Source organism: Klebsiella sp. NPDC088457 (genome assembly GCF_044900465.1).
Classification (GTDB): domain Bacteria; phylum Pseudomonadota; class Gammaproteobacteria; order Enterobacterales; family Enterobacteriaceae; genus Klebsiella.
Window position 1 is genome coordinate 140,136 of record NZ_JBJDNH010000001.1, and the last position, 21,576, is coordinate 161,711.

At 56.8% G+C, this 21,576-nt stretch carries 17 protein-coding genes; 6 read left to right on the forward strand and 11 right to left on the reverse strand.

Annotated features, from left to right (window positions below):
- Positions 1 to 38: 38 nt before the first annotated feature.
- Positions 39 to 584 carry an AAA family ATPase gene (locus ACI2JR_RS00625; protein ID WP_462477577.1) on the reverse strand — a complete coding sequence of 182 codons (546 nt, stop codon included), beginning with the start codon at positions 582 to 584 and terminating at the stop codon, positions 39 to 41.
- 115 nt (positions 585 to 699) lie between these two features.
- Entirely contained in the window at positions 700 to 1,098 is a 399-nt protein-coding gene (locus ACI2JR_RS00630; protein WP_132730888.1) for a (R)-mandelonitrile lyase, read from the reverse strand.
- 114 nt (positions 1,099 to 1,212) lie between these two features.
- Between ACI2JR_RS00630 and ACI2JR_RS00635 the strand changes: the two genes are divergently transcribed.
- Both ACI2JR_RS00635 and ansP read left to right on the forward strand, forming a co-directional pair.
- Complete coding sequence (locus ACI2JR_RS00635; protein WP_462477578.1) at positions 1,213 to 2,100, forward strand: LysR family transcriptional regulator; 888 nt, start codon at positions 1,213 to 1,215, stop codon at positions 2,098 to 2,100.
- A 189-nt stretch (positions 2,101 to 2,289) separates the two neighbouring features.
- The gene (gene ansP, locus ACI2JR_RS00640) at positions 2,290 to 3,753 is read left to right on the forward strand and encodes an L-asparagine permease (protein ID WP_132730886.1); all 1,464 of its coding nucleotides are present in this window, start codon (positions 2,290 to 2,292) and stop codon (positions 3,751 to 3,753) included.
- Between the two features lie 45 nt (positions 3,754 to 3,798).
- On the opposite strand, the gene ACI2JR_RS00645 is transcribed toward ansP, so the two are convergent.
- Both ACI2JR_RS00645 and ACI2JR_RS00650 read right to left on the reverse strand, forming a co-directional pair.
- A complete protein-coding gene (locus ACI2JR_RS00645) occupies positions 3,799 to 4,020 on the reverse strand; it encodes a YgdI/YgdR family lipoprotein (RefSeq protein WP_462477579.1) in 222 nt (73 codons plus the stop codon).
- Positions 4,021 to 4,163: 143 nt separating this feature from the next.
- Complete coding sequence (locus tag ACI2JR_RS00650; protein ID WP_132730884.1) at positions 4,164 to 5,225, reverse strand: 7-bladed beta-propeller protein YncE; 1,062 nt, start codon at positions 5,223 to 5,225, stop codon at positions 4,164 to 4,166.
- A 261-nt stretch (positions 5,226 to 5,486) separates the two neighbouring features.
- Here ACI2JR_RS00650 and pqqU point away from each other — a divergent pair, with 261 nt between their 5' ends.
- Together pqqU and rihA are read left to right on the forward strand one after the other, a co-directional pair.
- Complete coding sequence (gene pqqU / locus ACI2JR_RS00655; protein ID WP_462477580.1) at positions 5,487 to 7,598, forward strand: TonB-dependent receptor PqqU; 2,112 nt, start codon at positions 5,487 to 5,489, stop codon at positions 7,596 to 7,598.
- 269 nt (positions 7,599 to 7,867) lie between these two features.
- Positions 7,868 to 8,803, forward strand: a complete 936-nt coding sequence (rihA, locus tag ACI2JR_RS00660) for a pyrimidine-specific ribonucleoside hydrolase RihA (RefSeq protein ID WP_462477581.1) — start codon at positions 7,868 to 7,870, stop codon at positions 8,801 to 8,803.
- 267 nt (positions 8,804 to 9,070) lie between these two features.
- Here the strand turns inward: rihA and ACI2JR_RS00665 are convergent, their stop codons facing one another.
- The 5 genes from ACI2JR_RS00665 to ACI2JR_RS00685 form a co-directional block, all read right to left on the reverse strand.
- The gene (locus ACI2JR_RS00665) at positions 9,071 to 9,436 is read right to left on the reverse strand and encodes a DUF596 domain-containing protein (RefSeq protein WP_462477582.1); all 366 of its coding nucleotides are present in this window, start codon (positions 9,434 to 9,436) and stop codon (positions 9,071 to 9,073) included.
- Positions 9,437 to 9,444: 8 nt separating this feature from the next.
- Positions 9,445 to 14,793 carry a DUF637 domain-containing protein gene (locus ACI2JR_RS00670; protein WP_462477583.1) on the reverse strand — a complete coding sequence of 1,783 codons (5,349 nt, stop codon included), beginning with the start codon at positions 14,791 to 14,793 and terminating at the stop codon, positions 9,445 to 9,447.
- A 53-nt stretch (positions 14,794 to 14,846) separates the two neighbouring features.
- Entirely contained in the window at positions 14,847 to 16,403 is a 1,557-nt protein-coding gene (locus ACI2JR_RS00675; protein ID WP_462477584.1) for a ShlB/FhaC/HecB family hemolysin secretion/activation protein, read from the reverse strand.
- A gap of 421 nt (positions 16,404 to 16,824) precedes the next feature.
- Positions 16,825 to 17,862: an NADP-dependent oxidoreductase gene (locus ACI2JR_RS00680; RefSeq protein WP_132730882.1), complete on the reverse strand. Its 1,038-nt coding sequence runs from the start codon at positions 17,860 to 17,862 to the stop codon at positions 16,825 to 16,827.
- 65 nt (positions 17,863 to 17,927) lie between these two features.
- The gene (locus ACI2JR_RS00685; RefSeq protein ID WP_462477585.1) at positions 17,928 to 18,503 is read right to left on the reverse strand and encodes a helix-turn-helix domain-containing protein; all 576 of its coding nucleotides are present in this window, start codon (positions 18,501 to 18,503) and stop codon (positions 17,928 to 17,930) included.
- A gap of 205 nt (positions 18,504 to 18,708) precedes the next feature.
- Between ACI2JR_RS00685 and ACI2JR_RS00690 the strand changes: the two genes are divergently transcribed.
- Positions 18,709 to 19,227: a GNAT family N-acetyltransferase gene (locus ACI2JR_RS00690; RefSeq protein ID WP_462477586.1), complete on the forward strand. Its 519-nt coding sequence runs from the start codon at positions 18,709 to 18,711 to the stop codon at positions 19,225 to 19,227.
- Complete coding sequence (locus ACI2JR_RS00695) at positions 19,224 to 19,673, forward strand: DMT family transporter (RefSeq protein WP_132730879.1); 450 nt, start codon at positions 19,224 to 19,226, stop codon at positions 19,671 to 19,673. Before ACI2JR_RS00690 ends, ACI2JR_RS00695 begins: the two co-directional genes overlap by 4 nt.
- Positions 19,674 to 19,682: 9 nt before the next feature.
- Here ACI2JR_RS00695 and ACI2JR_RS00700 read toward each other — a convergent pair whose 3' ends face one another.
- Positions 19,683 to 19,916, reverse strand: a complete 234-nt coding sequence (locus ACI2JR_RS00700; RefSeq protein WP_132730878.1) for a YdcY family protein — start codon at positions 19,914 to 19,916, stop codon at positions 19,683 to 19,685.
- A 16-nt stretch (positions 19,917 to 19,932) separates the two neighbouring features.
- On the reverse strand, positions 19,933 to 21,531 hold the full coding sequence (locus ACI2JR_RS00705; protein ID WP_462477587.1) for an ABC transporter substrate-binding protein: 1,599 nt from the start codon (positions 21,529 to 21,531) through the stop codon (positions 19,933 to 19,935).
- Positions 21,532 to 21,576: the final 45 nt, after the last annotated feature.

The following is a 21,576-nucleotide window of genomic DNA, read 5'->3' on the forward strand; positions in this document are numbered from 1 at the left end:
TATTTACATGTACTCTGCCGGAAAATAGATATACCCCCTTAACGCGACGCCACCCGCCGCTGTAGCTGGCGGATAAATTCCTCGGTTTGCCGCGGGTGACGCAGGCGTACGAAGCGAATATGCCGATACGCCGGGTCGGCCATATCAGACTGATAACGCTGGCGATTTTGTTTCCAGGTTTTGATGGTCCACCAGATAATGGATTCGCGGCTAAAAAAAGAGCGACGGAAGCTTTCACGGTTGCCGGTCCCCGGCCACAGCTCCTGGCGGCGGCTGGCGCGGGAGGCTGCCCGGCAGACGGCCTGCCTCAGCGTGCGGCAGAAACCGTAGTCCAGCCACACCACCAGATCGACCTCGCGCCACTTGACCGGGCGGCTGCGGTGGTAATTGCCGTCCAGCACCCAGCCGGGGGCGTCGGTGGCGGCGGCGATTTTTGCGAAGAACTCATCGTCCGGCGTCCCCTGCCACTGCGCAAGCCAGTACAGACGATCCATTTCGATACAGGGTACGGACAGCGTCTGCGCCAGGCGGCGCGCCAGCGTCGATTTGCCGACGCCACTGGTGCCCACTACGTTGATTTTCATCGTTGTCTCTCAGCGGTTGCCGGCTGAGAATCATAGCCTGAAAAAGGGAAACGGCGCTACCGGCTCGCCGCAAGGCGGGCGTCAGGGTATCCCACCTTCCGACGAGCGGCGGCGATTAGCTTGCCGGATACTGCTCGTCGGTCACTTTTTCCAGCCAGGTGACCGGGCTGCCGTTTTCGGCTTCGGCGATGGCGATATGCACCATTGCGGTATCGCTGCAGGCGCCGTGCCAATGCTTAACCCCCGGCGGGATCCACGCGATATCGCCCTGGTTCAACGCCTGCGGCGCGTTGCCCCACTCCTGCAACCAGCCGCGCCCCTGGGTGACGATCAGCGTCTGGCCCAGCGGATGGGTGTGCCATGCCGTCCGCGCGCCGGGCTCAAAGGTGACCGTCGCGCCGCCGACCTTCGCCGGCTCCGTCGCCTGAAACGGCGCGTCAATGCGAACGTCCCCGGTAAACCAGCTGTCCGGGCCTTTTCGTGAAGGCTGCGAGCCGCTACGGATAATATGCATTTTTCTCTCCTCTCAACTTGACCTGTCTGTTCAAGGTAGCGCAATGTTGCCGCGAGGATTAGACTGCGAAATCAGAAAGGAACCATGAGCAGAATTCATTAATGCGGGAAAACGATGTTAAAAGAAAACGTTAACGACCTGCTGTCGTTTATGGTGGTGGCCCGCGAGCGCAGTTTTACCCGTGCGGCCGCCCAGCTCGGGGTCTCACAGTCCGCCCTCAGCCACGCGATGCGCAATCTCGAGGCCCGGCTCGACGTTCGTCTCCTGACCCGGACGACCCGCAACGTTGCGCCAACCGAAGCCGGTGAGAAACTGTTCCAGAGTCTCGGCCCGCATCTGAAAGAGATCGAGCAGGAGCTCAATGCGCTGCGCGATACCCGCGATCGGCCGGCGGGCAACATCCGCCTCTCCGCCGGGGATCATGCCACCAGCGCCGTACTGTGGCCCGCGCTGAAAAACTTTATGCGGCAATACCCGGATATCAATATCGAAATCACCGTCGATAACGGCCTGACCGACATCGTCGATGGCCGCTTTGACGCCGGCGTTCGCCTCGGAGAACAGGTCGCCAGAGATATGATCGCCGTGCGTATCGCCCCCGATATGCGCATGGCGGTGGTCGGCTCGGCGGACTATTTTCAGCGCTTTGGCATTCCGTCAACGCCATATGACCTCGAACAGCATCGCTGCATCAATATGCGTCTGCCGACCCTCGGCGGCATTTATGCCTGGGAGTTTGCCCTGGACGGTCGCGAGGTTCGGGTACGCGTCGAGGGGCAAATCACCCTCAACAGCCTTGCGCAGCGGATTGATGCCGCCGAATCCGGGCTTGGGCTGGCCTATGTCCCGGAGGACAGCGTCGGGCAGGCGCTGGCGGAGGGACGACTCATCCGGGTGCTCGATAGCTGGACCCCCTCCTTCGCCGGCTATCACCTCTATTACCCCAGCCGCCGCCAGCATACCACCGCTTTTAGCCTGCTGGTGGCGGCCCTCCGCTATTGAACTCATTGATATCTAAGCAAGTGCGCTACAGCAATGTTTTACGTGCGTCACTATCTCGTTACGTGTAGGATGCTGCGCCATGCCGTGCTTATCTCCTACGTCAGAATGATGGGAAAGCCAGCATAACGTGCTGCTACTGAGCGGTGCGATGAACCACTCATGGACATTGACAGGAAAATGGGTACATCAATGAATACAAAGCAAAACACGGCGGCGGAACAGCATGCCGCCAGGCGTCACTGGCTTAACTCTCACGAATCGGGCTATCACAAGGCCATGGGTAACCGGCAGGTGCAGATGATCGCCATCGGCGGCGCCATCGGTACCGGTTTGTTCCTCGGCGCAGGCGCGCGCTTACAGATGGCAGGGCCCGCGCTGGCGCTGGTTTATCTGGTCTGCGGCCTGTTCTCGTTCTTCATCTTACGCGCCCTCGGCGAACTGGTTCTCCACCGTCCTTCCAGCGGCAGTTTCGTCTCCTACGCCCGTGAATTTCTGGGTGAAAAAGCGGCCTACGTTGCCGGCTGGATGTACTTCGTCAACTGGGCGATGACCGGCATTGTCGACATCACCGCCGTGGCGCTGTACATGCACTACTGGGGCGCTTTCGGCGATGTCCCGCAGTGGGTATTCGCCCTCGGCGCGCTGGCGATTGTCGGCACCATGAATATGATCGGCGTGAAGTGGTTCGCCGAAATGGAATTCTGGTTCGCCTTAGTCAAAGTGCTGGCGATTGTCGCCTTCCTGGTGGTCGGGACCATTTTCCTCGGCAGCGGCAAGCCGCTGGACGGCAATGCCACCGGCTTCCACCTGATTACCGATAACGGCGGCCTGTTCCCGCACGGGCTGATGCCTGCGCTGGTGCTGGTTCAGGGGGTGGTGTTCGCCTTTGCGTCCATCGAACTGGTGGGTACCGCCGCCGGTGAATGTAAAGATCCGCAGACCATGGTGCCGCGCGCGATCAACAGCGTGATCTGGCGTATCGGCCTGTTCTACGTCGGCTCCGTACTGCTGCTGGTTCTGCTGCTGCCGTGGAACGCCTATCAGGCGGGGCAAAGTCCGTTTGTCACCTTCTTCTCGAAGCTGGGGGTACCGTATATCGGTAGCGTGATGAATATCGTGGTGCTGACCGCCGCGCTCTCCAGCCTTAACTCTGGCCTGTACTGCACCGGGCGCATTCTGCGTTCGATGTCGATGGGCGGTTCCGCGCCGAAGTTTATGTCGAAGATGAGCCGCCACCACGTTCCGTATGCCGGGATTCTGGCGACGCTGGCGGTGTATGTCGTCGGCGTATTCCTCAACTACCTGGTGCCGTCACAGGTCTTCGAGATTGTCCTTAACGTGGCATCGCTGGGGATTATCGCGTCGTGGGGCTTTATCGTGGTGTGCCAGATGCGGCTGCGTAAAGCGATTAAGGAAGGTAAAGCGGCGGACGTGAGCTTTAAAATGCCGGGCGCGCCGTTTACTTCCTGGCTGACCCTGCTGTTTCTGCTCAGCGTGCTGGTGCTGATGGCCTTCGACTATCCGAACGGCACTTACACCATCGGTTCGATTCCGCTGATTGCGGTCCTGCTGGTCGCCGGCTGGTTCGGCGTGCGTAAGCGCGTCCAGGCGGTGCACAGCACGGCGCCGGACGCGCCGACTGTACAGAAATAACCTTAGCGCGGTTTGTCCGTCAGCGGGCAAACCGCCACTTGCTGCTTAGTTATCTTCCACCAGCTGCGACACATCGCTGCTGTTAATCTGCCGACGATGGCCAGATTCATCCACGTAGCTGGTCATCCCGGTGTCTTTATCCAGACGCGGCTTGCCCTGAGTCACAATGGTCTGCCCACTTTTCGTGGTGATCACGTAGTTTGAAGTACACCCCGCAAGCAGCGCCAGCATCGCGCCGGCGCACAGAACCATAAATGGCTTATTCATACATCCTCCAGAATGTTTATCGCCGCCTAACGTAAGCGGGAAAGCATTGATTGTAAAACCATTACATTGCTGAGGCCAATAGGTGTTTGTAACAGAGGGTGATTCCGCGGGACTGGAGGGGTTTCCCCCTCCTTAAAGATAACTTACAGCGCAATGCGGATAACGTCATCCGGCTGGGTGGCTTCTTTCTGACGGGTAGATTCCTGTTTCACGCTGACATACAGCGTTTTACCGTCGGCAGAGAGCGCCAGGCTGTTCGGGAAGGTTGGCGTTTTGAAGGTTTTTACCACCTTATAGGTTTTACCGTCAATTACGCTAACTTCACCGGCTTTACGGTGCGTCACGTAGGCTTCGTTACGCGTCGGGTTGAACAGCACCGCCAGCGATTCCGGCGCGGCGATTTTCTCCAGCACTTTACCGTCACGCAGGTCAACAACCAGCACTTCCGGCTGTTTGCTGTCGGTGATGAAGGCGCGGTGACCCGCGGTATCGAGGCTCAGGTTCAGATAGAAATGCTCTTTACCGTCATCCTGCAGCTTTTTACGGCTCAGAATTTTGTTGCTGTCACTGTCGATGGTCAGCAGTTCGCCATCGGCGTTGGTGGTGTAGATCCGCTTCGCGTCAGCATCCACCGCCAGGCCGGTCGCCATGGCGCCGGTATTGGTAATAGTCTCTTTCAGCGTCAGCTTTTCTCCGTCGACCACCCAGATCACGCTCTCTTTACCCAGCCCGGTGATATAGACGGTATTGGTTTTTTCATTGACCGCCAGTTCACGCGGCGCCAGCGGACGCACGGTTTCGCTGCGTTTACGGGAGTCCAGCACCAGACGGCCTTTGACGGCGCCGGTTTTCGCATCAATCGCGGTGACGGTGCTGTCGGTGGTATTACCGAACCACAGCGTTTGCGTCGCGTTGTTGATGGTCGCGCCGAACGGTTTCAGATCGTTATGGATAACCTGGGTGACCTCCAGGGTGGTCGGGTCGAGACGATACACAATCCCGCCTTTATCCAGAGAACGGCTTTGTGAGGTAGCGACCCACAGCGCATTTTCTTGCTGGCTGTAAGCCATTTCGTATGCGCCCTTGCCGACCGCTTTACGCAGCATTTCTTCTGCCGCATGAGCGCTGAAGCTCCCTGCCAGCAGTAAAGAGGTTAATAACAGTGAACGACGCAGACGCGGCGCGGACAGATGACGTAATGACATGACGACTCCCTTTGATAAAACAAATATGTGCCTGCTCGACATTGCTTCCGTGGCGCAAAGTCATGGCTTTGCGCTATTTTTCAAATGCGAATAGTAATCATTATTTGCCCTAAAGTGGAGCGCTATTTCGTCATACTGGCGGCTAAAATAGTCATTCGGTGCCATTCTTTAACGGAATCACCGTTAATAATTTTCAAAAAATTACAAAAGAGTTAACATATGCGGACATGTTCCGTTTGGTTCGTTTGACGAGTAGCTCCCATGAAAATCCTTTCCGTGCGTACGGTCGCGCTGCCTGCCCTGCTTTTTCCCCTGATTGGCGTGGCGCAGGCCAGCGCCGCTGACGAACAAACCATGGTCGTGACCGCCGCCCCGACGGCGGTTTCCGAACTCGACACTCCTGCCGCCGTTAGCGTCGTCAACGGCGACGAGATGCGCCAGGCCACGCCGCGGGTGAATCTCTCCGAGTCGTTGGGTGCGGTACCCGGCCTGCAGGTGCAGAACCGGCAGAATTACGCCCAGGACCTGCAGCTGTCGATCCGCGGTTTCGGCTCCCGTTCCACCTACGGCGTGCGCGGGCTACGCATCTACGTCGACGGGATTCCGGCAACCATGCCCGATGGGCAGGGACAAACCTCGAATATTGATATCGGCAGCGTCGAGAGTATCGACGTCCTGCGCGGGCCGTTCTCCGCGCTGTACGGCAACTCCTCAGGCGGCGTGATTAACGTAACCAGCCAGACCGGCGGCCAGCCGCCGACCATCGAGGCCAGTAGCTATTACGGTAGCTTCGGCACCTGGCACTACGGTCTGAAGGCCACCGGCGCCGTCGGCGACGGCACCCACGCCGGTGACGTCGATTACACCGTGTCGACCAACCGCTTTACCACCCACGGCTATCGCGATCACAGCGGCGCGCGTAAAAATCTTGCCAACGCCAAACTCGGCGTACGTATCAACGACGTCAGCAAGCTGACCTTGCTGTTTAACAGCGTGGACATTAAAGCCAATGACGCCGGCGGTTTGAGCGAGGATGAGTGGCGGGACAACCCGCGCCAGTCGCCGCGCGGCGATCAGTACAATACCCGCAAATCGACGAAGCAGACCCAGGCGGGATTACGCTATGAGCGTCAGCTGAGCGAGCAGGACGACCTGAGCGTGATGATGTACGCCGGCGAGCGTGAAACCACGCAATATCAGTCAATCCCCCGCGCGCCGCAGCTCAATCCTGGCCATGCCGGCGGCGTGATTGACCTGACCCGCCACTATCAGGGCATCGATACCCGCTGGACCCACCGCGGCGAGCTACTGGTCCCGGTCACCTTCACCACCGGCCTCGACTACGAAAACATGAGCGAGCGCCGCAAAGGCTTTGAAAATTTTGTGATGGTCAACGGCACGCCGCAGTATGGCGAAGAGGGTAATCTGCGCCGTAACGAACGCAACCTGATGTGGAATATCGACCCCTATCTGCAAACTCAGTGGCAGCTGACGGAGAAACTCTCCCTTGATGCCGGGGTGCGCTACAGCTCGGTGTGGTTCGACTCCAACGACTATTACATTACGCCAGGCAACGGCGATGACAGCGGTGACGCCAGCTACCATAAATGGCTGCCGGCCGGGTCGTTGAAGTACGCGGTCACCGGGGCATGGAACGTCTATCTCTCCGCCGGTCGCGGTTTTGAAACGCCGACCATTAACGAGCTCTCCTATCGTTCAGGCGACCAGAGCGGCCTCAATTTCGGCCTGCAGCCGTCGACCAATGAAACGGTTGAGATCGGCAGTAAAACGCGGGTCGGCAATGGCCTGTTTACCGCCGCCCTGTTCCAGACCAATACCGATAACGAAATCGTGGTGGATGCCAGCAGCGGCGGGCGCACCAGCTACAAGAATGCCGGTAAAACCCGCCGTCAGGGGATGGAGCTGGGGCTGGATCAGCAGTTCGGCGAAAGCTGGCGTCTGAAAGCCGCGTGGACCTGGCTGGATGCGACCTACCGGACCAACGTTTGCGACGACGCCAGCTGCAACGGCAATCGTATTCCGGGTATCGCCCGTAATATGGGCTACGCCTCATTTGGCTATCAGCCGGATCGCGGCTGGTACGCCGGCAGCGATATCCGCTATATGAGCGATATTATGGCTAACGATGAGAACACCGCCAAAGCGCCGTCCTGGACGGTGGTCGGCCTCACCACCGGCTATAAGTGGAGCTACGGCAAGCTGGATATGGATCTGTTTGGCCGCGTGGATAACCTCTTCGATCGCAGCTACGTCGGCTCGGTGATTGTCAACGAGTCCAATGGTCGCTACTACGAGCCGGCGCCGGGACGTAACTATGGCGTGGGCCTGAATCTCGCCTGGCGCTTTGAGTAATCCTCCGTCGCCCGGGGTCAACCCCGGGCAACGCGTCAACGCCTGACCCGGCGGCTGCCGGTTCGAACTTCTTCTTAGCCCGGCAAGCGTAGCGCGAACGGGGGAATATCCCTCACAAACCCGCAGCGCCGGTAAGCGCAGCGCCAGCGGGGAATCGTCCCCTCACCATCATAATGCGGCATACTTCACGCTTTGATTTATCCTTTCTCGTCTGTTGTGCCCCAGAGCGTTACCCTTATCACAAATAACGCCCATAAAAAGGAGCCGCTATGGCACTGCCAATCATCCTTGATTGCGACCCGGGTCATGATGACGCCATCGCTATCGTTCTCGCCCTCGCCTCACCCGAACTTGACGTCAAAGCCATCACCTCCTCCGCCGGTAACCAGACGCCGGAGAAAACCCTGCGTAACGTGCTGCGCATGCTGACGCTGCTGCAACGCCAGGATATTCCGGTGGCCGGCGGCGCGCGTAAGCCGCTGATGCGGGAGCTGATCATCGCTGACAACGTTCACGGCGAAAGCGGGCTCGACGGCCCGGCGCTGCCGGAGCCTGATTTTGCCCCGCAGAGCGTTACCGCCGTGGAGCTGATGGCGAAAACGCTGCGCGAAAGCCCGCAGCCGGTGACGATTGTCGCCACCGGCCCGCAAACCAACGTCGCCCTGCTGCTGAATAGCCACCCGGAACTGCATGACAAGATCGCGCGTATCGTGATGATGGGCGGCGCGATGGTGCTCGGCAACTGGCAGCCCGCCGCCGAGTTTAATATCTACGTCGACCCGGAGGCGGCGGAGATCGTCTTCCAGTCGGGTATTCCGGTGGTGATGGCCGGGCTGGACGTCACCCATAAGGCGCAGATTCATGGCCTGGATATCGAACGTTTCCGCCAGCTCGGCAACCCGGTAGCCACCATTGTTGCCGAGCTACTCGACTTCTTTATGGAGTATCACAAGGATGCTAAATGGGGCTTCACCGGCGCCCCGCTGCACGACCCCTGCACCATCGCCTGGCTACTGAAGCCGCAGCTGTTTACCAGCGTTGAGCGCTGGGTCGGCGTGGAAACCCAGGGGAAATATACCCAGGGCATGACGGTGGTCGATTATTACTTCCTCACCGGCAAGCAGCCGAATACCACGGTGTTGCTGGATGTCGACCGGGAGGGTTTTGTCGACCTGTTAGCCGAGCGGCTGGCGTTTTATGGCTGACTTTAGATTCTGCAAGACGTTAAAGGCTGCGATACTGCCTTCTGGATAAAGACGATCGTCGGCAGTTTGCAGAGTATCAGGCGACGAGTTTGTCAGGCGCAGGCCCTGTCCGCTCGTTCGTCAATAACCCTGCCTTTGGTCTGTCCAGGTTGGCTCTATCAGAGGCAGGCAGCGCCGTTAATTTCAGTATCGTGACCGACAAACAGCGTTTATGCGGGATATATTCAAGGATAACGGCTCCGAAGAGCCGTTATGACTAGCGGTGTATCAGGTCCAGTCTTCATAGCCATTGTCATGGATCCAGACTATGCCGCCAGGGCATTTTTCCGTCAGAAACCAGAAGCCATCAAAAGCATCCTCTTCCATTTCCTCCTGGTTTTTGGGAAAGTTTTCACGATACAAGGAAATTTGTTCGTCGATGCTTCCTTCCAGATACTTGCCGTTACTGGCTAATCTAACTCTCCCCTCACGCATCAGTCTATTCAATAGCCAAAAAAATGTATCCTTTTGTTTTTGAAATGGGTAATGTTTTTCCCCAACAAATTCATCAGGTCTGCTAGCCCCCCAAACAGCGCCAATTGACATCCCTTCTAAAGTTATTTTCCTTTCTTCATATTGGTTTTCTGTCAGCATTGTTGGCCTTATTTTAATTTAACCTCTACTCGATCGATAGAACTCTTTCCTGTAGCTTTATTAATACTCTCTACGTTTATTATATCAATCGTCCAGCGCGCTTTGGTATCTTTCTTACTATCTGAATACTCTCTCAGGTTGATTACTACACCATCTTTTTTTGCAACATAGATGATCCCTGTAGGTGTTCTTTTCTCCACAAGGGGAACTGCGCCTGCCAGAGATTGTGCATAGTCAATGATTTCCCTATCAGATAGTTTTTCGGTCGCAAAGACTTTGGCCGTTCCTGATTTATTACTCCCACCGACTCCAAATACCTGCGCAAACTCCTTCCCGAACACATTGAGCTTATCGCTACTCTGTTTTGGATCAAACACTTTAACTAACTGGTCAGTATTGGTTTTCTGAATATCGCGGACATAATCTGCCGTTTTCGTAGAAAGATTCGTCCCGGCGGCTGTTTCTCCTTTGATAAAACTGGCAACAGACTGAGTATTGAACCTTTTTGTTTGGTTAAACTCATCAAAAACGTTCACCAACTGTCGACCCAGCTTCTTCATGCTATCTGCGGTTTTACCCAGAATCAATGTGCTGCCGGTCGTTACAGCGCCTGTACCAATGATAGCCTCTGGTGCCACAATATCTGCCGCATAAATACCCGCCTGATTCAGGCAAAGCGCAGGATTTGTTTTACAACTAGCGATGACCAATCTTGCCGCCAGAACCAGCTCGGGGGCCGCACCTACCAGGGTCATCCCACCTGCGGTCAGGGCCATACCTCCACCGCTGGCAGCAGCCACGATAATCGCCGCTTCCCTCCGGGCCTGAACGCGTTTAGCTGCTTCCTTATCCCCTTTATCTGCCGCCAGAATATCCCGCTGATTATCCAGAGCATACTGTTGCAGCATATGCTCCGTCATATTGTAACGGTAAACATTTTGCGCACTGTCTGCACCGCTATACGCGCCTTCGGGCGTATGCGTGGTCAACGCACCGGTCAACGCGCCAATCACGCGGGCCGTTTGCTCTTTTGCCTCGTTACCGTTTAGTGCTTCCTGCAGACGCTGCAACTGGCGCTCTTGCTCATTCAGATTAGCGGGTTCGAACAACGAACTTTGCATGATGACGCCGGCCAGCTCCGCCGCCAGGGCGCCAGCGGCCGCTCCTTTCCCGTCCCCCTGCCCAATTTCCGCGCTGATGCCCGCCAGCACAGCATGGCTGACCGATTTCCCGGCCACGCCTAACACTTCACCGTTATCCCCAATCAGCCCGGCCCCTTCAGCCTGAACCTGATTACCAATATTTGATAACAGCGCATTGACCAGATTGTCCTTGAAGCTGCCACCATTGATGCCGGTGTTCAGGCTGGAACTGATAACCGACTGCCCGGCCACGCGCTGGACAACCTTGCTCCATCCCTCATTCTTCACCAGAGCCGGCAGGCGCGTCTTGTCCGGCGCCACGCTGACGTTCATCACCTCATCGAATCCGGCCAGCGCCCCGCCGATAGCCATGGAGGTGGCCAGAGATTTGACCGAACTGCTGCTTCCCAGTGCCGACAGGGTTTTTGACAGATTGCCCTGATTTTCAACCAGCGCAACCGCCGCCTGGGAAACCAGGGATGTCATACCTGCATAGGCTGAGCCATACACTGCCGCGGAAGCCGTTGCGCCCGTAACGCCGGTTGCCGTAATCGCGCCGCTTCCAGCCAAAGCAGCGAGCCCCGTTCCGGCAGTCACTGCAGCAGCGGCTATCGCAATCACCGCGGCAACGGCCGGATTCAGGCTCTGGCTTTTATAGTTCCAGCTGTCGTAAGCATCCTTGACCACATTCCACTGCACGTCATTGCGGGTGTTCAGCCCTTTTAGCCATTCGGTACCCGGCTGAACGCTCAATGCGGTAATGGCTCCCTGCAGCGCCTGACCATTTTTGGTTTTAACATCAGCACTGATACCGTTTGCCGCGTCCACCGTCAGCTTACCGCCGGCGTAAACGGAAGGCAGGACCCATTTCCCTTCGCTGTAGCCCTTATTTGCCTGTTTAATATAAAAGCCTTTCGAGGTGCTGACGGTCTGCTCGAAGGTCGTATTCTTCACCGCCAGGAAATTAACTTTCCCGTTGGTGCTGGTCAGCGTCGCATTTTTCCCCGCCTCGATTTTACTGGCTTCATAGGTACTGTCATCGCGACTCAGCAGGTTAAGATTGCCTCCGGCGGTAAACTCAGTCACCCGATTGGTGATCGTATGCTTTGTCTGCTTAACCGTGGTTTTCTGCCCCCACCATTTCCGTTTGGTGGTTTGTTTCTCATAATGACTGGACTCTTCCATCGCCTGGGCATATAGCCAGCCGCCTTTCGCCGCCACGTCCATCGCGCCTTTCGCCAGCAGGCGCGATGCCTGGAACAGGATACTGCCGCCAGAAATCACCGTCAGGGCACCGCCCGCATTCAGCGTCACTCCGGTCTGGCTGACGGTCTCCGTCCAGGTGTTCCCGGACTCCCGATAAACGGTCCCCCGCGCGGACTGAAATTGCATATTTCCGCCGGAGGTCAGCGTGATATTACCGTTCGATGTCAGGGTACTGCCGTCGGCCAGGATACTTTCGTTTGCCGCCAGCGTAAGTGCCCGCGCCCCGCGCAGGTAGGTAAGCACATTAAGCTCATCGCGATTGTTATCGTTCTGACTATCCGTTACTCCATAGCCATAAGCGCCTAGCCAGATATTTTTCCCGGCCTGCAGGGTAGTTTTATTTCCGGCTATAACACTGGCGCCAGGCAATGCAATATCCGCAGCAGCATTAATGAGGATATCTTTTCCCGCGGTCAGTGAACTGCGCAATTCAGGCGTGCGGTTTTCAGCAAAGTATGGACTGAACCGGCCGCTCAGGGTGCGCATATTCATATCAGCATGCACGCCAGCGGTCATGTTTATGTTCCCGCCGGCTTCAGCCTGAATACCTCTCAGAATTAAGTACTTTCCACTGCTTAGTGTGATATCCCCGGAAGCACGCAGCGGCTCTCCGGGCAGCATCCGGTTAAACAGTTCCTGTTTGCGGGCCTGGGTCAGGACAACGCCCGTGCGCTCATGGTCCAGCATCGCTTCATTTTTATCCAGGGTGATATTACCATTCGCAACCAGAGAAATGTTCTGGCTCAGGACCGGGAAACGGGTGTTCCTGAGCAGAATATTACCCCCCGCGGTCACGGACAAATCACGTGAGGCTTCCAGACTACCCAGCCATCGCATGCCATCTGCATGGAAATAGTTCGGCTGTTCACTGGTGTGCGAGTTCACGTCGCCAGTACGGCTGACGAGAGTGATATTCTGCCCCTTAAGTTCACTCTGCCATGAGTCCACCGCTCCGTCCGCCACTACGGAGAGATCCTTCCCGGCCGTCAACAGAGCCAGTGCGACCTTGATACCTTTTTCTGACTGAAGGGTGATGTCTCCGGCGGCTTTCATCACATCGGTGGTGATAATTTGCCCTGCATGCAGGAAAATGTTTTTCGCCGTAATGGTATCCGGGCGCGACATCACACCGGAATACTGCACACTGGTATCATAAGGTTCATTACTTTCGATACGATCAGCGAAATCTGCTACCAGATTATTGCCTGCGCTAAGCAAGGATGACTGATATCCCTTTGGCTGCCATGTGAATAACTCTTGCTGTCTGGTATAGGGCGCTTTTTCTGTGACGTACAATAAATCCCAGTCGCCAGGAGGTGCATCCTCATCACGGACAAAGTCCCCCACGCCAAAAGTGTTTGTTCCTAAACTCCAGTACCGATCTTTCTGACCCAGTGCGAGACTTTTTACGGTTAAATTCTTCCCTGTCAGGATCAAATCCTTTCCCGCTTTTATACTGGATTGATCGTTCCATAGTGAAATCGCATTGATATATGCGTTGTTACCTGAACTAATCACTCCCGGACCCTGAGATTTCACAATCACATATTCTTCGCGGCCCACATTAACCTTATCGCCTTTCGAAAGATTTATTTCGCCGAACCAGCTTCCCAGCTCGGGAATTTGCAACTCAGGCTCCAGCCTCACTACAGCATCCACCCCCTGTCGTGTACCGTAATAACTCCCGACGAAAGATTTATTAAATGCTTTGGAGTTGCCTGAAATTGTTTTCCAGCCCGTACTGACCTCATTTCGCACATTATCGAGCCTGTCGGTGCGTATCACCAAATCACCGGTATTGGTCTGAATACGTGCAGAACGGTTCTCCACCAGGGTCGCTTTATTACCCTGCGCATCCTTCTGTATCCACAGATTGTTGTTACTGTGCAGGGCCGCGCCCTCGCCGGTGTTACGCACCGTGGAGGCAAACACCCGCATATCCCCGTGGGCGGTGGTATTGCTGCGGTTATCCACGGTGGTGGCCGCCAGCGTCATATCGCGCTCTGCCCGTACGCTGCTGCCGGCGGGCGTGACGATCTCCCGGCCGCTGACGTTCAGGTCTGTCTGTGCTTTAACATTGCTGAGGGTGATTTTCCCGGCCGTCGTCAGGGAAATATCCCGCTGGGTTGAGGTAACGCTATTCAGGTTGACCCCGACGCCGTCCTCAGTGGCGACAAGGCGGATTTTTCCGGCGTACATGCCGCCCAGCGCCTTCGTATCGACAGCAAGCTGAGGCTTTGCGCCCTCGCCGGTAATGGGTTTTACCGTGCCATCCTTAAAGCTGACCTGGTTCGCCCCCTGGGTCAGGGTCAACGTTTTTGCGTTAATTTTTCCATTCAGCTCGGTTGCCCGGCTGATAATATCAACATACTCCGCGCTGTTTCCGTCAAGGCCGTTGCTGCCGATAATCACCGAGCCTTTCTTAACGGCTAATGCATCCAGCGCCCCTTGTTTATCAAACTGCGGCTTGCCGGTGGTCAGGGTCACCGAAGGCGTATTGATAAACCCGCATCCGTCACAGGTGATACCGTTCGGGTTGGCTATCATTACGCCAGCTTTATTACCAAACACTTCCAGCTTACCTTTTAACTCTGAGCGATTGCCGCTGGTCACCTCGTTGATAATGAGTTCAGCCGGTTTGCCTTTTAATCTGCTGTTACCGTTGTCAATGGTGACGCCCAGCTGGGTTTTTCCGCCCTGCGTCGCGTTATTTAACACGGCACCGGGGGCCCCCACGTTGAAATCCTGATAGGTGTTATGTGAAATGCCGGCACCGTTTGGCGTGGCGATATTCACCACCGGTACGTTACCGGGCTTGATGACAACCTGAGTATTCCCGTTAGCTGCAACGATGCCGGCGGCAATCGCGGGATGTAAAGGCTGAACGGCGGTAAGGTAGATCAACAGCCAGCTGGCGCCCCTGGCCAGCGGATGGGCAAGCTTATCCATATCTGAACATCCTTTTATTATGGAGCCAAAGGGCCCCTGCTGTGTGCCGGCAGTTAAAGTGAGACGGTGGCCTGCCAGTAAACCACCTGTTTATCCGGGTTAAGTCGGTCGGGATACGATAGCGGCATGGCAACGGTCAAAGACTGGCTGAACCAGCGGCCCGCCAGCTCCAGTCCGAGAGAGGTCCCCGCCAGCGAGCCGCCATCGGTTATCCCTTTCTGGCTCACCACATGCCCGGCATCCAGCGCGCCCGTGGCCGACAACGTTCCCACACCGGGAATGGTCATCCATTGCCATGTCAGTTCATTGCGCCAGTAGCCGCCGCGGTTGCCGCTGAGATACTGTTCTTTAAATCCTCTGACCGAGTACTGCCCGCCAACGGACAGCTGCTCGCTGGCGTAAAGGCGATCGGGCGTGGTTTGTCCGTATGCGGACGTCAGCCAGTACAAAGAGGGCGTGAGGGGATAAAACCAGCTGGCGCTCAGGCTAAAGCGGCGGAATTCACTGCGCGGTAGCTCAGGATGAGCGGGGTCGTTGCGGGTGGCCCCGGCGAGGCTCAGGCCATGTGAAAGCGATGGGCCGACCGTCAGGTAGCCATTACCGAGAGTACGACTGTAGCTGAGCCCGGCTATTACGCTGGTCAGCGTTGGACTGCTGACACCGAGACGTACGTCTCCCAGGCGATTCTCGGTTTCCCGGCGAGAAAAGGCCATATCCGCCGCCATCCGCTGTTTCCCGTCACGCCATAGCGTTCGGCTAACCGCCAGACGCTGAGTCCGGACGGTCCCGTCGTACCGCCAGCGAGAGCCCGAATCGCCAACCGATAACGTTTGATAAAAATCGGACCAGCCGTATTGCGCGCTGAACAGCCAGTATCCGTAAGGTACTGTGACTCCGGCCTGAAGGTTACGACTGCGGCGGTCATGATGAAACTCGCTGTCCCTGCCTGCGGATAGCATCCATTGATCCGCCAGGCTGAGCGGATTATCTACGGTCAGTTGGGCATTCATCTGTCTGCTGCCGGTACTTTTTTGCCCGCTATTATCAGCCCCTAAGCTCAGGCTCACCGGTAAATGATGATCAGTCGCGATCAGCGCTACCCGGGAAAACCCCTCTCTGCTCCCGGGAAGAATATCTATGGTCAGGGCCCTGGAGTGCAGGCGATTAAGCTGGTCAAGTCCCTGCTCAAGGTCCCGCAGATTCAGAATCTGACCTTCGGCCTGCGGAAAAGCCATCCTGAGGTCAGTATCGTAGTTGCCATCAAGAGTGATGGTTTCCACTCTTCCTTCCGTGACCTCAATCAGCAGGAGGCCCCCTGAAATATCCTGTTCCGGTAGCCAGGCACGGGAGGTAATGAAACCACGGGAGAGATAGGCCTGGGTGATATCGCGAACGCGTAGCTGGATTTCCTGCAGGGTCATACACCCTTTGGCCGGCACCCTCACCAACGCCCTCTTCGTATGATGAGGCAGGACCGTACTTCCGTGCAGCTGGATTTGCCTGACCGTAAAGCATGGCCCTTCGTCAGGCAACTGACGACTGGCGGGGGCGGGCAGGATGGGTGTGCTATTTCGTAAGGCCTCCCGCTGTTGCTCCGTGCGGTCCAGCAAAGCCTTTTGCTATTGCTCAATGGCGTTCTGATCAGCGGGGCTCAAGGGGGCCGCTGAGAGCGCCAGCGGTATAAGTAGCAGCGCAACCGCAACACAACCGCTGCGCCAGACAGATATTGGCATCGACATCAAAAACTCCTTTTTTTGAAATGTTGCGACATTGAATGTAATATTTTGTAATTAAATGTCCATTAAAAATTCAATATTGCATCTCAGATCGCGCCAGAAAAATCCGAATAGCGCTGGAATATGAGCCATTTGAGCGACATATTAACGTGCGGGATAAGCCCAAAGAGTTGATTCGGGGACAGTTGATAGCGGGATGCGATAAGGGGAAGCGCGGATAGCGCTTGCGCGTGATGCGGGCTACCGTCCGGGGCGTCGCCCCCGGTCAGCGCAGCGCGACCGGGGGCAGCGTTTGTTATTCGTCAGGAGAAACGCGGATGACCACTTTGCCGAAATTCTCTCCCTTCAGCAGGCCAATCAGCGTCTGTGGCGCATTTTCGAGGCCCTCAACGAGCTGCTCGCGGTATTTGATTTTGCCTTCCTGCACCCAGCGCCCCATCTCTTGCTGGAATTCGGCAATGCGATGCCCGTAATCCAGGCCGATGATAAACCCCTGCATACGGATACGTTTCTTCAGCAGCGTCGCCATCAGCAGCGGCAGGCGGTCCGGGCCATCCGGCAGCGAGGTCGCGTTATAGCCGCTGACCAGGCCGCACACCGGTACCCGCGCCGAGGTGTTCAACAGCGGCAGCACTTCATCGAAGACTTTGCCGCCGACGTTTTCGTAATAGATATCAATTCCCTGCGGGCAGGCTTCCAGCAGCTGTACGGCAAAGTCCGGTGCCCGGTGATCGATACAGACATCAAAGCCCAGCGTTTCCACCGCGTAACGGCACTTCTCGCTGCCGCCCGCGATCCCCACCGTCCGGCATCCCTTCAGCTTAGCGATCTGCCCTACCGTGGCGCCCACCGGCCCGGTTGCCGCGGCAACCACCAGCGTTTCCCCGGCTTTCGGCTGGCCAATATCCAGCAGCCCCATATAGGCGGTAAAACCGGGCATCCCAAGCACGCCCAGCGCCCAGGAAGGATGCTGAGGATCCTTGCCCAGCTTCACCAGACCGCTACCGTCGGACAGCTCATAGTCCTGCCAGCCGCCGTGGCCCAGCACCCATTCACCGGGGGTAAAATCAGCATGATTCGACGCCTCAACGCGGCTGACCGTACCCCCCACCATCACCGCGCCAACCGCAACGGGAGGCGAATAGGAGGGGGCATCGCTCATGCGACCGCGCATGTAGGGGTCTAAAGAGAGGAAAACGGTACGTAGCAGCACCTGTCCGGGACCGGGCGTCGGAACCTCTGCCTCTTCCAGACGGAAGTTCTCCCCGGTCGGCTCGCCGTGCGGGCGGGAAGCCAGCAGCCAGCGGCGGTGACGTTGCGGATGAAAAGCCATAGCAAACTCCTCTTTTTAAAGGCCTGTACTGAGGCTAGTCGCAATTCGCGCCCTGTACATTGGCATTATGAGGCAGATTGATTTAATCGCACCACCAGGTAGGTGCATGCAGCGCTGGATTCATTGATAAACCGGCAGTCGTTTGGCGGCCCCAGTTCGAGACAATCTCCGGCCTGCATCACATGACGCGTCGACCCCTCAACAAAGATCAGCTCGCCCTGCTGCAGCCAGATCAGCTGACGCGCCAGCGCATAAGAGGCGGCGGGCATCGGCACATCGCTCCCCGCCGGCAGTTCCACCTGCACCAGATCGATAGGGAGATCGCTACGCGGGGAGACGTGACGCCGCAGATAGTGGCTCTGCGGGTCGCGCCACACCGGCTGCTGCGCAAAGCGCAGCAGCTTGCCCTCCTGCACTTCCGCCCGGGCGATCAGCGTCGACATGCTGATACCAAAGGCGCCGGAAAGCCGCCCCAGCATTGATGCCGTCGGGCTGCTCTCACCGCGCTCGATCTTGTGGATCATGGCGCGTGAGGCCCCCGCCCGTTCCGCCAGTTCGCTGAGCGACCAGCCGCGAGACTCGCGCTCGATGCGAATGCGGGCGCTAATGCGCTGATTGATATTGTCTTCAATAGTATTCATAGCGTAGTACTATAGTGTATGAATCGATCGCCAACAAGGCCGCGTTCGGCGAAGCCCGCTTAGCCGTTCTCACCGCTCCTCCGCCATCCATACTCGCCTCTCGCCGCATCGCCCGCTAAAATTTATCGCTAAAACAGATGACAGCATTGCGTACATTATTGTAATAATACCGTACTACTATAGTGTACAAACATTGAGGCTTACTATGTCCATTCGTTATGCCTGCAAACAAGACTGCGCGGCGATCGCCGAAATCTACAACCACGCGGTGCTGCACACCGCCGCTATCTGGAATGACAAAACCGTCGATACCGATAATCGCATCGCCTGGTTTGAAGCCCGTCGGCTGGCAGGCTTCCCGGTGCTGGTAAGTGAAGAAGACAATGTGGTGACCGGTTACTCTTCGTTCGGGGACTGGCGCTCCTTTGACGGCTTCCGCCACACCGTAGAGCACTCGGTGTATGTGCATCCCGATCATCAGGGCAAAGGTTTGGGCCGCGCCCTGCTGGTTGCGCTGATTAACGAAGCGCGTCGGCTGAACAAGCACGTGATGGTCGCCGGCATCGAAGCGCAGAACCATGCCTCTTTGCATCTGCATGAGACGCTAGGCTTTGTCACTACCGGGCAGATGCCGCAGGTCGGTACCAAATTCGGCCGCTGGCTGAATCTGACCTTTATGCAGCTCCAGCTCGACGATCGTCTCGATCCGGATGCCGGCGCATGAATCAGTCGCTGACGCTCGCCTGTCTGATCGCCGCCGGGGTCGGTCTGGTGGTGCAGAACACGCTGATGGTGCGGATCACCCAGTCCGCCTCCACCATCCTGATTGCGATGCTGCTTAACTCGCTGGTCGGAATCGTGATTTTTGTCACTATCCTGCTGCTGCGCCACGGCGCGGCAGGCTTTCAGGAGCTGGCGGTCAGTATTAAATGGTGGACGTTGATTCCGGGCCTGCTGGGCTCTTTCTTTGTCTTCGCCAGCATCAGCGGCTATCAGAATGTCGGCGCGGCGACGACCATCGCGGTGCTGATTGCCAGCCAGCTGGTCGGCGGGCTGGTGATGGATATTATTCGCGCCCACGGCGTGCCGTGGCGAGCGCTGCTGGGGCCGCTGTGCGGCGCGGTCATGCTGGTGGCAGGCGCCTGGCTGGTAGCCAGGCGCCAGTTTTAGCGCGCAAGATCAAAGAATGGCGCCACCTTTGTTCAACTGCTCGCGACGCGCCTCCTGCTCTTCCTGATGCTGGCGCCCGTGATGCGCAATGGTGGTACGTAAACGCTGCTGCTGGGTAAAGCGCTCGTCGCGACTCAGCTCAGCATCGTCGCTCAGCTCGACCAGCAGCTCGTTCATGTGAGTAATCACCCCCTCGGCAATCGCCGCATCTACGCGGGCAATAACGTCATCCAGATGTGCCATCTGTTCTCCTTTCGGCTTAGTTCAACTTAACCTTCGAAAAATCGCTACCCATCAGGCTCACGCTATAGCCGCTGACATTGCTGCGGGTGGCGTAGAAGGTTTTTCCGCTCGCGAGGGTAATCCACGGCGCCTGCTGATAAAAGATCTCCTGCGCCTGAGCGTACAGTTTGGCGCGCGCCTGTGGGTCGCTTACCTGGATCGCTTTTTTCACCAGCGCATCGTAAGACTTATCGCACCAGCGGGCAACGTTGGAGCCGGTCTTGATGTTATCGCAGCTCAGCAGCGTACCGGCAAAGTTGTCCGGATCGCCGTTGTCTGACATCCAGCCAAACAGAGCGCTGTCATGCTCCCCTTTACGCATCCCGGAGAGATATTCCCCCCACTCATAGGTTACGATTTTGGCCTTGATACCCACCTTACTCCAGTCACTCTGAATCATCTCGGCAATACGGCGTGAATTGGGGTTATACGGCCGTTGCACCGGCATCGACCACAGGGTGACCTCAGCACCTTTTTCCAGGCCTGCCTGTTTCAGGAGATCTTTGGCCTTTTGCGGATCGTAGCCGTAATCCGGCAGATCTGACTTATAGCCAGACATATTCGCCGGCAGCGGTGATTTGGCGACAACGCCAGAATCCATAAACACCGCTTTGACAATTGCCTGCTTGTCGGTGGCGTAATTCAGCGCCTGGCGCACCAGCACGTTATCAAACGGCTTTTTCTCAGTGTTAAACGCCAGATAGCCGACATTCAGCGCTTCCACGGAGTGGAGCGCCAGATCTTTGTTGCCATTAATGACGGCGAACTGCACCGGGGATGGCGCCGGGATGATCTGGCACTCGTTGGTCTGCAGCTTCGCCAGACGCGTTTCGACATTCGGGGTGATCGAGAAGATCAGATGTTTTGTTGGCACTTCACCTTCCCAGTAGTGCGGGTTGGCGATATAGCGGATCAGCGAATCGACTTTATATTGCTGAAGCGCGTACGGGCCGGTGCCGATAGGCCAGGTATCAACGTACTCCGGCGTACCTTTCTTCAGCATGGCCTCGCCATACTCTGCCGACAGTATCGAGGCAAAATCCATCCCCCAGTCGGCAAGGAAGGCCGCATTCGGCTCCGTCAGCACGAACTGGACGTGATAATCATCGACCTTTTTCACCTCTTTAATCAGTTGATCCAGCCCGACATCATGAAAATACTCATAGTTACCCTGCGATACGTTGTGATACGGATGGTGCGCATCCTGCTGACGCAGCACCGAGAAAATAACGTCATCGGCGTTAAAATCGCGGGTCGGTTTAAAATATTTATTGCTGTTGAACTGCACCCCTTTACGCAGGGTAAAGGTCCAGGTTTTTCCATCCGGGGAGACGGTCCACCCGGTGGCCAGCGACGGAACCGGCGTGTTTTTTACCGGGTCAAAGGTAATCAGACGGTTATAGAGGACCTGCGAGCTGGCGACAAACGAGGGGCCGGAGCTGGCAATCTGCGGGTTAAAGGATTCCGGCGAGGCTTCAGAACAATAAACCAGCGTATCGCTGTTTGCCGCCCACGCGGCGCCGGCCGGCAGTAATGTACTGAGTGCCAGCGCAATCAGCGTTTTCCCTGTAGACATGGTTATAAACCTTATGAATTTGTTATATGTACGCTAATAACAGCA

What these genes read in the sequence shown, in the direction of transcription:
- ACI2JR_RS00700 (WP_132730878.1), bottom strand. Translation starts at nt 19,916, where the DNA reads ATGGCACATCTGGATGACGTTATTGCCCGCGTAGATGCGGCGATTGCC.
- ACI2JR_RS00665 (WP_462477582.1), bottom strand. Translation starts at nt 9,436, where the DNA reads ATGCTGACAGAAAACCAATATGAAGAAAGGAAAATAACTTTAGAAGGG.
- ACI2JR_RS00670 (WP_462477583.1), bottom strand. Translation starts at nt 14,793, where the DNA reads ATGGATAAGCTTGCCCATCCGCTGGCCAGGGGCGCCAGCTGGCTGTTG.
- ACI2JR_RS00690 (WP_462477586.1), top strand. Translation starts at nt 18,709, where the DNA reads ATGTCCATTCGTTATGCCTGCAAACAAGACTGCGCGGCGATCGCCGAA.
- ACI2JR_RS00680 (WP_132730882.1), bottom strand. Translation starts at nt 17,862, where the DNA reads ATGGCTTTTCATCCGCAACGTCACCGCCGCTGGCTGCTGGCTTCCCGC.
- pqqU (WP_462477580.1), top strand. Translation starts at nt 5,487, where the DNA reads ATGAAAATCCTTTCCGTGCGTACGGTCGCGCTGCCTGCCCTGCTTTTT.
- rihA (WP_462477581.1), top strand. Translation starts at nt 7,868, where the DNA reads ATGGCACTGCCAATCATCCTTGATTGCGACCCGGGTCATGATGACGCC.
- ACI2JR_RS00705 (WP_462477587.1), bottom strand. Translation starts at nt 21,531, where the DNA reads ATGTCTACAGGGAAAACGCTGATTGCGCTGGCACTCAGTACATTACTG.
- ansP (WP_132730886.1), top strand. Translation starts at nt 2,290, where the DNA reads ATGAATACAAAGCAAAACACGGCGGCGGAACAGCATGCCGCCAGGCGT.
- ACI2JR_RS00630 (WP_132730888.1), bottom strand. Translation starts at nt 1,098, where the DNA reads ATGCATATTATCCGTAGCGGCTCGCAGCCTTCACGAAAAGGCCCGGAC.
- ACI2JR_RS00635 (WP_462477578.1), top strand. Translation starts at nt 1,213, where the DNA reads ATGTTAAAAGAAAACGTTAACGACCTGCTGTCGTTTATGGTGGTGGCC.
- ACI2JR_RS00695 (WP_132730879.1), top strand. Translation starts at nt 19,224, where the DNA reads ATGAATCAGTCGCTGACGCTCGCCTGTCTGATCGCCGCCGGGGTCGGT.
- ACI2JR_RS00645 (WP_462477579.1), bottom strand. Translation starts at nt 4,020, where the DNA reads ATGAATAAGCCATTTATGGTTCTGTGCGCCGGCGCGATGCTGGCGCTG.
- ACI2JR_RS00685 (WP_462477585.1), bottom strand. Translation starts at nt 18,503, where the DNA reads ATGAATACTATTGAAGACAATATCAATCAGCGCATTAGCGCCCGCATT.
- ACI2JR_RS00650 (WP_132730884.1), bottom strand. Translation starts at nt 5,225, where the DNA reads ATGTCATTACGTCATCTGTCCGCGCCGCGTCTGCGTCGTTCACTGTTA.
- ACI2JR_RS00625 (WP_462477577.1), bottom strand. Translation starts at nt 584, where the DNA reads ATGAAAATCAACGTAGTGGGCACCAGTGGCGTCGGCAAATCGACGCTG.